This is a genomic window from Bacillus sp. 7_6_55CFAA_CT2, from assembly GCF_000238655.1.
Classification (GTDB): Bacteria; Bacillota; Bacilli; order Bacillales; family Bacillaceae_G; genus Bacillus_A; species Bacillus_A cereus.
The window spans coordinates 102,696-114,126 of record NZ_JH414710.1 but is presented as its reverse complement, the minus strand read 5'-3'; the positions used below and the strand labels follow the sequence as shown (position 1 = coordinate 114,126).

Here is an 11,431-nt window from a genome sequence, read left to right as displayed (position 1 = left end):
ATGTTTAAAATGCGAGAACTCCTATTACGTAAAAAACAGAAAGAACTAAGTGAATATAAAGCAATGTATATAATTAAGGATTATTTTTCACTTTTTTACCAAGCATTACACAAAAACACCCAAGAATTATCAAAGGTTCTCCTTCGTCTGTTTAACCTCCTACAGCACAACGGACGAAAATCTCATCGGTACGAGAAAAAGACAGTCTTTGATATTTTGGGTGTTGTTTATGAGTATACCACTTCTAATCCTCAGGTAGCATAGTAAAAAATTGAAACCTGTCAGGGTTTATTTGATATGCCTACTTTTATAAAATCTATAAAAGATAATAAAAAATTATATAAAAAAAACACATTTTGTTTGAAAATATCCCTTAAGTTGATGGATGTGTGGCGGTACCCCATATAGAAAAAACCGATTCCCTACACGTTAAGGATATCGGCTTTTGTTCATTCCATTATTCTTTAGAACTTGATAGGTTGTATTTCCTAATTTTATTACGCAATATCAAAAGAATTTATTATTTATACACAATTCTAAAATACGAATTAACAGTTAATATATAATATCCAAAATAGATTATGCAATATGCAATAGAACTAATGGAAATAGGAATCATAATACTGTATATAGGCATGTTGTTTATTATTGGTAAAGCAAATAAGCTATGAGTAAGTCCGACTATTATAGGTGAAATAAAACTAAAGCTAACTTGGTTAGAAATTGACTTTCTTACTTCTTTTTTCGTAACACCTACCTTACGAAGAACCTCATAGTATTTCTGATTAGCATGTGCTTCAGATAGTTGTTTATAATAAATAATAGAACCCGTTGCTAGTACAAATATAATTCCTAAAAAGCTTCCAATAAATAATGTAACTCCATACAGTTGCATAAAATCTTCATTTGTTTCAGATTGCCCTACATAATATCCTGATACAACTGTACTAACAGCCGTTAAAGCTGTGGCACTTAAGATAGCAATAGTCGCAAGTAATTTGGCATTTCCTTTTACTCGATATAACAACTGTGAAATATTTAGTATATTCATACCGTTAAAATAGATATTGCTCTTACTTTTAATTTTCTTTAATACAATAACTGTATAAGACGTGAATAGACAGTAGGTTGCAAGAACAATCGCAATCAAAATACATAACGGGATTATTTTAGGATCCATTAGCGGACGCATAGGGTCCTCAGGGTTCTGCACAAATTTTACGACTTCGCGAAAAAAGAATGCTAAAACATAACCAAAGCCAATTAAAATAAGACCTATATATGCCAAATATTTAGATCCTTTTGGCATACTCTCTCCTTTATGATTCGCTTGGAACATTTCAATTAATGGAAATTGATAAATTAAGCGCGAGTTTTTCCAAGCTGTATATAATAGAATCGATAAAAAAACAATAATTGTGTCTATTATGGCCTTTATAGATAACTCGAACGTAATTGGCACATTTAATTTCATCAAACTCATTAGAAGTTCTAAAAATAACTTAAAACTTATACTGCCAATCAATATCCCAACTATTAAAGCTACGCCCCCCATTATTAATGTTTCACAAAATAACATCGTACCAATTTGTTTTTTAGTAATACCTAGTAAAGAATATAACCCTATCTCTTTTTTACGTTTTCTTATAAAAAAATTAGTAGAGTAAATAATAAATATGGCTATAAAAATAATGAGTATCACTTTTGAAGACTGAAGAACACTATTAATCATTACATTATTAAGCATTTCTTTTTTTATTTGCGTACTATATCGAAGTGACGCGAATATAAAATAAATCAGCATACTCGACGCTAAAGATACAAAATAAAGTATATACTCCTTAAAATTTCGCCTTATATTTCGTTGAACGATTTCAATTAAAGTCATTTATTTTAACCTCCTAAAAACTATTTCTACAAAATATACATTGTTTTAATCACACATTATGTTATAAATGGCCATATTAGATAAGATCATCAGCCTTATCTTCAGAAATGGAAGACATTACATCAATGACTTGTTGGAAGAATTGCTTACGTGTTAATTCTCCACGGTGTAATTCTTTATATAATTCACCATCTTTAATCATAATCACTCGTTTACAATAACTTGCCGCAAACGCATCATGCGTTACCATTAATATGGTTGAGTTATCATATTCATTTAATGACTTCATACTTTCTAATAAATCCGTTGCTGATTTAGAGTCAAGCGCCCCAGTTGGCTCATCCCCAAAAATCATACTCGGATTCGTAACCATGGCACGTGATGCTGCGCAGCGTTGTTTCTGTCCCCCAGATACTTGATATGGGTATTGACTTAAGATATGATCCATGCCAAACTTCTTAGAGATTTCAAGAACAAGCCGATCAATTTCACTAACCTTCACCTTTGATAAAGCGAGAGGCAATGCGATATTTTCTTTGACCGTTAACGTATCTAATAAGTTATAATCTTGAAAAATAAAACCTAAATGATTGCGCCGAAATAATGCCAACGTATCATCACTCATTTTTACAATATCTTTTCCATCTATTAAAATCTCACCACTCGTCACATGATCAATTGTTGAAAGAACATTTAATAGAGTTGTCTTACCTGAACCAGAAGGGCCCATAATCCCAACAAATTCTCCTTCTTGTACTTGTAAGTTAATCCCTTTTAACGCTTCAAATGTATTTCCACCTGTGTCATATACTTTTTTAATATTTTTTGCTTCTAGCACTGTTTTCATTTTATATTCCTCTCTCCTCTTAGTATTTACAGCCAAGAAATCTATATAAAATTAGAGTTAAGATTGTTTAGATTTTTGCTTATACCATGAAAATCCTTATTTCCAAAAAGAGTAAATACCCATATGGGTATTTACTCTTTTCTAGAATATCTTATCTTTCACCTACAACTATTATTCATATCGTAGACAATCAATTGGGTCTAGTTTAGCTGCTTTATTTGCTGGAAGTATACCAGAGACAATGCCAATCAATATAGATATTCCAACAGATAGTAGACCTAGATTTACTGAAATAACAAGTGGCCATCCACCTACGATTGCCGATACCCAAGCAAAGAAAATACCTAACACAAAACCAATTACTCCACCTAATGCTGTTAAAATACAAGCTTCAATAAGAAATTGCATTAATATTTCCCTTCTCGTTGCACCAAGTGCTTTTCGAACACCTATTTCACGTGTACGCTCTGTAACAGATACAAGCATGATATTCATCACACCAATACCACCTACGATTAAAGAGATTCCAGCAACACCAGTGAATACCATTTTCATCGTATCTAATGATTCTTCTACGACCAAATCGTTTTTTGTCTCATCCTCTACTGTAAATAGATGCTCAAATTCTGGTGGTTTCAATCCATTTAATACAGATACAGCTTGTTTCCCTACAATTTCTCGCTCGCTAGAAGAAGATAACTTAATGGTCACTGCATTATATTCCTCAACACCTGAGATCAACGGTGCATTGTCAACCGAGGTATATCCTGCATACACATTTGATTGCCATATATTATCATATTTGTACACCCCGACAATATTATATGGTTTTCCTTTTATATCTATATATAAATCATTTTCCCATGTATCATATAGTTTTTTAAATAGAGCTTCACTGATAATCAAAACAGGAATTGGTTTTTCCAGCTCAGTCTCTGTTAACTCACGCCCATGTATCATTCGTAGTTTGTGATCCTGCATAAAATTACCTGTTCCCACATTTAAATTAAGAGAAGCTTCTTTTGAACCTACATATGCTTTTACGTCCATATTCACATGTGGGTACACATCCTTTACACCTGGTATTACTTCTAATTGCTTTACCATATCTGGTGTAATCTTCGCTATTTCCAGCGGAAAATCTGGGTTGATATACTCTATATTAATTTCATCCATATGGCGGCTCTCTTCAATCTCTTTTTGCATCTTTGCAGTATTTCCATCCCCCGTTGCGAGAATTGTAATAATCGCACTGATTCCAATAATAATTCCCAGCATCGTTAAAATAGATCTCATTTTATGGGCAAAGATAGAAGAGATAGCCATACGTATATTTTCATGTATATTCAATTTTATTCTCTCCAATCCTGAACAATGTTTCCGTCACGAATAACGATTTGACGTGCTGCGGCTTCCCCGATTTCACGATCGTGAGTAATCATAATAATCGTTGAACCTTGCTTGTTTAATTCATAAAATAGATTTACAATTTGTTCACTTGTTTTCGTATCTAGTGCACCTGTTGGTTCATCTGCCAAAATAAATTTCGGGTTATTTACAATTGCGCGTGCAACTGCAACGCGTTGTTTTTGTCCACCTGACAATTCATTTGGAAAGTGGGTATCGCGATCAGCTAAACCAACTTTTGTTAAGGCTGCTAATGAACGCTCTTGTCTTTCCTTTTTATCGACTCCCGCATAAATAAGTGGTAATTCAATGTTTTGCAACGCTGTAAGTCGTGGCAGTAACATGAAGTTTTGAAATACGAATCCAATCTCTTTATTACGAACATGCGCAAGCTCGGTTTCAGACATGTTTGAAATATTTTGTCCAGCTAATTCATAGGAACCTGTCGTAGGCTTATCTAAACACCCAATAATATTCATTAATGTTGATTTACCAGAACCAGAAGGCCCCATGATAGAAGTGAAATCTCCCTGATTTAGCGTTACATCAATTCCGTGCAATATTTGAATGGATTCTTCACCATTTTGAAAAGATTTTGTAATGCCTTGTAAATTAATCATTGCGTGGCAACCTCCATACCATCTTTTAGATTTACAGTAGGTCTAGAGATAATTTTTTCTCCTTTTTTCACTCCGGAAATTTTTGCTTCATTACTTGTTTCAAATTCAACCGTAACAACTTGTTCTTTTGCTTTTCCGTCTTTTACAACAAAGACAACGTTTTTATCACCTTTTTTTAAAATACTGGTCTTTGGAATGACTGTACCCTTTGCTTCGCCTGATTTAGTTTCTACGTATACGTGGAAACCATTTTGTAAGCCTTCACTATTGTCTAACGTCACAGTAAATGGATAACTAGAAACTGTTTTGTTTTCATCCATACTTTTTAATGGTGTAGAACCAATTTCTGTTACTTTTCCTGTCCATGTTTTACCCGCTACAGTTTTTGATGAAACTGTTATTTCTTGTCCAATTTTTACATTAGCAAGTTCAAATTCAGACATTTGACCTGCTACTTTAAATGGACCTGCATGGCGAAGTGTAATTCCGCTCATACCGTTTCTTTCATTAGAAGCTGTAATAATATCATCAATTACACCGTCAGCAGGACTCATAACAGAAAGTGTGTTTACTTTCTCTTTTGCTACTTTAATCATTTCATCCGCTTTTTCTACTTCAAACTTCTTCATTTCAAGCTGTGATTCTAATTGTTGAATTTCAATCTCTGACGCTTTTACTGCTTCTGCAGGAAGACCAGCATTTTTATCTTTTTGTAGCTTTTGTTTTGCTGCATCAATTTGTTTTTGTTGTAATGTTACTTCTTTTTGTGCAATTTTCTTTTGCATTTCCACTTCTGTTACACCTTGTTTAACAGTTGGATCATTGTATTTAAACAGAAGCTGTCCTTTCTTTACTTCATCGCCTTTTTTAACAGCTAGTTCATTCGTACCTTTTGTTGGATCAAATGAAATGATCTCCATTCCATTTGGAATCACTTCACCAGCAAACTTTTGCTGATTTTCGATTTGTTTTTCTAGTACTTCAGATGTTTTATAGGTCATAACTGGTTCAGAACTTCCGGCAAAATTCATATAAGCCCCAGCTCCTATACCAACTGTTAATACACCAACAATGACTACCTTATTTACTGTCTTCATATTATCCTCACTATTTCTTGTACTTTATTTTTGGAGACCATTATTTCCGTTTGTATAATTAGTTAACATTTTTAGAAATTATATATAAATTAGATTTCAAAGTATTAACATATCTCTTTTAAAATCAAATTGTGATAAAAATCTAGGCGTATACTTTTCGCAATATAAAAAGCCCCACCTTTTATTAGTAATTTCTCTTTGGCCTAACCTATAAATAGGATAGAAGAAATTAATTAAATAAAAAGTGGGGTAATAATTAAATATTTATTAAATTTTTCAATTCTCTTCTTTTGGTAATCTCACTTCAAAAATTGTTCTCACTACATTACTTTCTGCAGAAATCTTCCCATTATGTTTCTCAACAATATTTTTAGCAATAAATAATCCAAGACCCGTACTATTTTTCTGTACTGTTCTTGCTTTATCACCTGTATAAAACATATCAAAAAGATAAGGTAACTCTTCTTCTGGTATACTTTCTCCATAATTAATAATCTGTACAACAACGTCTCCATCTTCAATGTATCCATTCATATCAACAAACTTCCCATTATTTCCATATCGAACCGCATTTGTTAGAAGATTTTCAAATACTCGTGCTAACAAATTCCCGTCACCGTTGATAGTTAAATTTGGTGCAACATGTAATCTAGCCTCTAATTGATTTTTCTCTAATAATGGATATAATTCCAAATCTAATTGCACGAGCAATTCACTTATATTAATGTTTTTTTATCTATTTGTTGTACACCATAGTTCATTCGTGTAATTTCAAATAACTCATCAATTAAACTTTCAAGTCGTTGTGATTTTGCGAATGCAATTGTAGAATAATATTTAATTTGTTCCGCAGTTAAGTTTTTCTCATTGAGAATTAAATCTAAATAACCTAGGACAGATGTTAATGGTGTTCTTAAATCATGAGCTAAGTTAACAACAAGTTGATCTTTACTACTTTCTGCAAAGTCTCCTCGTTCAACCGCCTCTTTTAATTTTTCACTTGCAATATTAATTGCGCGTGCAATATCGCTGAATTCATCATTTGATGAAATATAAACTTTATGTGTGAAATCTCCTTTAGAGAGATGATGAATGCCATTAGAAATTTCATCAAAATACCTTAAATAAGGTTTCGTTAAAAAGAAAAAGAATAAAATAGATAGCAAAGTGAAGGAAAGGAAAGAGAAATAAATACTTCCCCCAACCACTCTATTTGCTACATAGTCTTCATGACTAACCATCATTCTAAAAGAGAAACCTAATGTTTTATAAATTATATATGTTCCGAAAGCTGCTAACATCATACTTAGTGCAAACAAGGCAATCATTTTAAACCTAAAACTTTTTACTATTTTAGCCATTGAAAGTATAACCTACTCCCCATATCGTTTTTATTAACTTGTTCTTCCTTTTATCTTCTCCAAGTTTCTTTCGTAAAGTACGAATATGCACCGTAACTGTATTATTGTTATCATCATAATAATCATTTGTCCATATCTGCTGAAAAATATTTTCAAGGCTATATACTTTTTTCGGATGACTTGCCAATAAATATAAAATATCAAACTCTTTTGGTGTCAAATCAATTCGTTCTCCGTATACATGTACCGTTCTTTTCTCAAAATCAATGACAACGCCTCCAGCCTCTAAAACAGATGTTTCTTCTACTTTCGGTTGATTTAACGTAAGAAATCGGCGAAGTTGAGCATTCACACGTGCAACTAATTCAATTGGTGTAAAAGGTTTCGTCATATAATCATCTGCACCTAGTACAAGACCCGTCACTTTATCAAAATCAGATGTTTTCGCACTTAAGAAAATAATTGGCATATTTTGTTTAGTACGGATTTGACGCGTCACCTCATAACCATCCATTTTTGGCATCATGATGTCTAAAACCACTAAATCAATTGCCTGCGATTGAATAATTTCAATTGCGGCTTCTCCATCAGTTGCTTTTACAACCTGGTATCCTTCTTTTTTTAAATGTATTTCAATTAATTCAGCAATCTTCAAGTCATCATCAGCTATTAGAATTGTAATCGGCTTCATTTTATCCTACCTCTTCTTTTTCTTCCTTATATTCAAATAAAAAATTGATTACTCTATTAATTTCATCTGCAAAATTACTAATGTGTAATTCATTCTTTTTGAAAATAGTTTGAATTCCTATCATTCCCTTAAAAAGACAAATTCTTTTAGTATTTTTTGAATGGCTATAAAATTCCACGTTTCTACATTGAAATCTTATCATTTTCAGAAGGAAAGTGCAGAATGTCTCTAATAAAGCATATTTTTAAATACCTTACTAGCATCATTCTAATATTTTCCCTCATTGAAAATGTAGCTCCATTATGAATAGAACTTATCGCATACAGCCAAGTTTGGAATAAAGTATCATTGACTAGATAACAAGCAAAACCAGCTTGTATTCCATTACATACATATCAAATATATATAATATCTAGATTGCTTTTTAGCCATACATCTAAAGTTCCTTTATCAATCCATAGTTTCTTCTATAATTTTGAAGGCATCCTACTTTGTTTTTTTATACGTACATACTTTTTCTACCCATGGAAAATAAATTGTTAATTTGTCTTTATCTTGTACCATTTTTTGTTTTTGAGTAAAATTGTTTCCATAATCAATATTTATCCATTCATTATCAAGCCAAGTGTATGTCCCTGCATTTTTATATTCATTTGCTATTTTTTGAGTATGCATCTCTATTAACCATATAGTTTTCTTTTTTTTATTTTCTGGATTAACTTCGATTTTCTTATCAAACTGGTAAGAAACAGGACAAGTAGTGTCATTATCCGCTAATCTCCAATTCCCATTCAATTCTTTACCGCTACATCCAATTAGCAATAAACTAAAGCTAATTGGAACAATTAACTTTTTTATTTTTTTCATTATACATTTACCTTTCATTATCACTTTTTTATCTAATGCGTAGCTCAGTACAATTCCTTCTTTAACAGAAAGGTATTATATGAATTCCAACATGTATAAGATAGAGAAAATTAATTAAATAAAATGTAGGGCAAATATAAAATTTTCATTAAATTTTTAAACTCTTTGCATTTTGCAATCTTATTTTAAATATTGCTCTTATTTCATTACTTCCAGCAAGCCTTGTTCACTTATGCTATTTAAAGATACCTTTAAGCAAAATAAATGTGCTTAAAAATATCTTCCTATAAAAGATTAATTACTTTTAAGATTTAAATATTAAAACAGATTATTGGGAAATCAATATTAGTTTGTAGAGGTATAATTATGGTAGAAAATGTAAAGAGATAATTTTATATGTAAAATATTCACACAAGAAATTTATCCAAGGTAGAAAAATAGTGAAATAATAGGAGTTAAGTTTATGAAACTATTAAAACTGAAGAAAAATACTTTTATAAAATAGTGAAAGAATATGAAGCACACAAAGTAACAACTAACCTATAACGAATTAGAATCGAAAATTTCTTAGAGTAGAAAAATCGGCTTTTTTTATGTCAAAATTTGCTTAGCGTATACTTTCGTTAAAATGCGGGTGGTATCCCATTTAGAAGAGAAAGTAAAGGACGTCGAAAAAAAGAAATATATCAATGGTGCGGAACCAATGGTAGCCCCTGATCGATTGGAGTGCCAATTCAATACATCCAGGTTTACGGATGTGACGTATCTCTTATTAGGAGAGCGTACCTTATATTTATCAACGATCATGGATGCCCTTAATCGCGAAATTATTAGTTGTGTCATCAACGAATTACAAACACTGACATTAGCGACGAAGACATTGAAACAAGCAATGAGAGGGTGAAAAGTAAAAAATGTCATCCTTCACTCATATCAAGGAAGTATTTATACTGCGAAGGAATTTCAAGCGTATGCCAAACAAAACGGCATCATCACCAGCATGTCCCGTAAAAGAAATTGCCATGATAATGCCGTCATGGAAAGCTTCTTTGGCCATTTAAAAAGTGAAGCTTTCGATTCACAAAAGATAACAAAAGTATCCAAACTGTGCGAAAGATTGTGCTAGAATACATTCATCACTACAATTATGTGAAAATTCAATGAAAATCAAACCACCTATCCCCTAAAGAATTTAGGGAACAGATGGTTTAGGTGTTTTGATATGTGTCCCGTTGTCGGGGGTCACTTTACCTCACGTCGTAAGGGGTTTTATTACTTCGCAAAACTTTCAGCCAACTGTTTCTCTCTCCACATAAATGTAATAGCGAGACCAACTATTAAAACAACGCCTGAAAATGCATATGGATAATGAATATTCATATCAAATAATATTCCGCCCATCGCTGGTCCTGCGATATTTCCTAAACTCGTATAAGTCGAGTTCATACCAGCGACGAATCCTTGCTCTTTTCCGGCTGCTTTTGATAAAAATGTCGTTAAAGCTGGACGAAGTAAATCAAATGCTAAGAAAATGAAGCAAGTAACGAGAAGTACAATCCAATAATTAAAGACTACAGTTGAGACGAATGCTAATACTGCACCTACAATTAAACATATTTGAATTAACACTTTCTCACCGAACATTTCTACCAATTTGCCAAACATAAATACTTGCACAACTACCCCAAAGATTGAACTAATTGTAATAATTGCTGCGATATCTTTCGGCGAGAAGCCAAATTTATGATCAGAGAACAAGCTAAACACTGTTTCATACGCTGATAATCCGAATGCGAGTACAAATACGATAATAAATGCAATTGCATACATTGGATGTAATGATTTCTTTAAATCACCAATAAAACTTGATTCCTTCGTATTAGAAGAAATCTCTGCAAGTTCTTCTTTCGTTAACGGTTCTTTTAAAATAAAGATCGAAATCACACATGCTATAAAAGCAATTACTGCTGCAACGAAAAACGGCACACGTATACCGTATTCTGCAATAAATCCGCCGATTCCAGGACCTATAATGAATCCAGTACTAATAGCCGCAGATAAGTATCCCATCGCCTTTGGACGTTCCTGAATAGATGTAATATCCGCAACATACGCCGTAACACCAGGCATAATAAAAGCAGCACTAATTCCGCCTAATACCCTTGCTACATAAAGCATCCATACATCTTTTCCTAATCCAAAAAGAAGCTCTGAAACACCAAAAATAAATAATCCAATGATTATCATTTTCTTTCTACCGTAAAGATCAACCCACCGGCCTGTAATAGGTGAAGTAATGAGCTGTGCCATTGCAAACACTGCAACGAGATATCCCATCGTCTTCCCTGTTAAATGCATATCATTCATAAAGGACGGCATAACCGGAATGATTAATCCAATCCCTAGAAAAGCGATAAATATATTACTCAAAAGAATGACCAATACCATCTTTTGTTCTTTTATCGGTTTCTTCACTTTTTAACACCTCTTCCCGTAAGTTCCTCTCAAAAAATAATGCCCAAGAAGCTTTTTCTTTATCCTTCTATTTGTGGGCTAGTCATGAGTAGAGATGCCCCCCTACTCGTTAGAATTTCACACTATCCTTCCACACATACATACGTATTAGATGAATGACTATCATTCAGTTTTCCTC

At 32.6% G+C, this 11,431-nt stretch carries 9 protein-coding genes and 3 pseudogenes; 2 read left to right on the top strand and 10 right to left on the bottom strand.

The window, feature by feature from the left end; all coding sequences use genetic code 11:
- A pseudogene (locus HMPREF1014_RS16215) lies at window positions 1-264 on the top strand (IS4 family transposase); the annotation flags it as partial.
- A gap of 256 nt (window positions 265-520) precedes the next feature.
- Here HMPREF1014_RS16215 and HMPREF1014_RS16210 read toward each other — a convergent pair.
- The 9 genes and pseudogenes from HMPREF1014_RS16210 to HMPREF1014_RS16175 all read right to left on the bottom strand — a co-directional run bounded on the left by HMPREF1014_RS16210 (window position 521) and on the right by HMPREF1014_RS16175 (window position 8,796).
- Complete coding sequence (locus HMPREF1014_RS16210; protein WP_000172533.1) at window positions 521-1,888, bottom strand: FtsX-like permease family protein; 1,368 nt, start codon at window positions 1,886-1,888, stop codon at window positions 521-523.
- Between the two features lie 76 nt (window positions 1,889-1,964).
- Window positions 1,965-2,735: an ABC transporter ATP-binding protein gene (locus tag HMPREF1014_RS16205; RefSeq protein WP_000859668.1), complete on the bottom strand. Its 771-nt coding sequence runs from the start codon at window positions 2,733-2,735 to the stop codon at window positions 1,965-1,967.
- Window positions 2,736-2,906: 171 nt separating this feature from the next.
- Window positions 2,907-4,085 (bottom strand): ABC transporter permease, encoded by a 1,179-nt coding sequence (locus HMPREF1014_RS16200; RefSeq protein ID WP_001020777.1) that lies wholly within the window; start codon window positions 4,083-4,085, stop codon window positions 2,907-2,909.
- Window positions 4,086-4,087: 2 nt separating this feature from the next.
- On the bottom strand, window positions 4,088-4,762 hold the full coding sequence (locus HMPREF1014_RS16195; protein WP_000609181.1) for an ABC transporter ATP-binding protein: 675 nt from the start codon (window positions 4,760-4,762) through the stop codon (window positions 4,088-4,090).
- Window positions 4,759-5,859 carry an efflux RND transporter periplasmic adaptor subunit gene (locus HMPREF1014_RS16190; protein ID WP_000859793.1) on the bottom strand — a complete coding sequence of 367 codons (1,101 nt, stop codon included), beginning with the start codon at window positions 5,857-5,859 and terminating at the stop codon, window positions 4,759-4,761. The genes HMPREF1014_RS16195 and HMPREF1014_RS16190 overlap by 4 nt, the downstream gene beginning before the upstream one ends.
- A 276-nt stretch (window positions 5,860-6,135) precedes the next feature.
- Window positions 6,136-7,220, bottom strand: a pseudogene (locus HMPREF1014_RS16185) (HAMP domain-containing sensor histidine kinase).
- Entirely contained in the window at window positions 7,213-7,911 is a 699-nt protein-coding gene (locus HMPREF1014_RS16180; protein ID WP_000802755.1) for a response regulator transcription factor, read from the bottom strand. The pseudogene HMPREF1014_RS16185 and the gene HMPREF1014_RS16180 overlap by 8 nt, the downstream one beginning before the upstream one ends.
- Window position 7,912: 1 nt before the next feature.
- Window positions 7,913-8,035 carry a hypothetical protein gene (locus tag HMPREF1014_RS32180; RefSeq protein WP_000579408.1) on the bottom strand — a complete coding sequence of 41 codons (123 nt, stop codon included), beginning with the start codon at window positions 8,033-8,035 and terminating at the stop codon, window positions 7,913-7,915.
- Between the two features lie 362 nt (window positions 8,036-8,397).
- Complete coding sequence (locus HMPREF1014_RS16175) at window positions 8,398-8,796, bottom strand: hypothetical protein (protein ID WP_236723017.1); 399 nt, start codon at window positions 8,794-8,796, stop codon at window positions 8,398-8,400.
- Window positions 8,797-9,448: 652 nt separating this feature from the next.
- On the opposite strand from HMPREF1014_RS16175, the pseudogene HMPREF1014_RS30200 reads away from it, so the two are divergent.
- Window positions 9,449-9,942 (top strand): annotated as a pseudogene (locus tag HMPREF1014_RS30200) (DDE-type integrase/transposase/recombinase); the annotation flags it as partial.
- 108 nt (window positions 9,943-10,050) lie between these two features.
- On the opposite strand, the gene HMPREF1014_RS16170 reads toward HMPREF1014_RS30200, so the two are convergent.
- A complete protein-coding gene (locus tag HMPREF1014_RS16170; RefSeq protein WP_000742958.1) occupies window positions 10,051-11,253 on the bottom strand; it encodes an MFS transporter in 1,203 nt (400 codons plus the stop codon).
- Window positions 11,254-11,431 lie beyond the last annotated feature (178 nt).

Bases quoted from the DNA above. Each gene is read 5' to 3' on its own strand.
- HMPREF1014_RS32180 (WP_000579408.1), bottom strand. From the start codon at position 8,035: ATGATAGGAATTCAAACTATTTTCAAAAAGAATGAATTACACATTAGT.
- HMPREF1014_RS16190 (WP_000859793.1), bottom strand. From the start codon at position 5,859: ATGAAGACAGTAAATAAGGTAGTCATTGTTGGTGTATTAACAGTTGGT.
- HMPREF1014_RS16180 (WP_000802755.1), bottom strand. From the start codon at position 7,911: ATGAAGCCGATTACAATTCTAATAGCTGATGATGACTTGAAGATTGCT.
- HMPREF1014_RS16175 (WP_236723017.1), bottom strand. From the start codon at position 8,796: ATGAAAGGTAAATGTATAATGAAAAAAATAAAAAAGTTAATTGTTCCA.
- HMPREF1014_RS16205 (WP_000859668.1), bottom strand. From the start codon at position 2,735: ATGAAAACAGTGCTAGAAGCAAAAAATATTAAAAAAGTATATGACACA.
- HMPREF1014_RS16210 (WP_000172533.1), bottom strand. From the start codon at position 1,888: ATGACTTTAATTGAAATCGTTCAACGAAATATAAGGCGAAATTTTAAG.
- HMPREF1014_RS16195 (WP_000609181.1), bottom strand. From the start codon at position 4,762: ATGATTAATTTACAAGGCATTACAAAATCTTTTCAAAATGGTGAAGAA.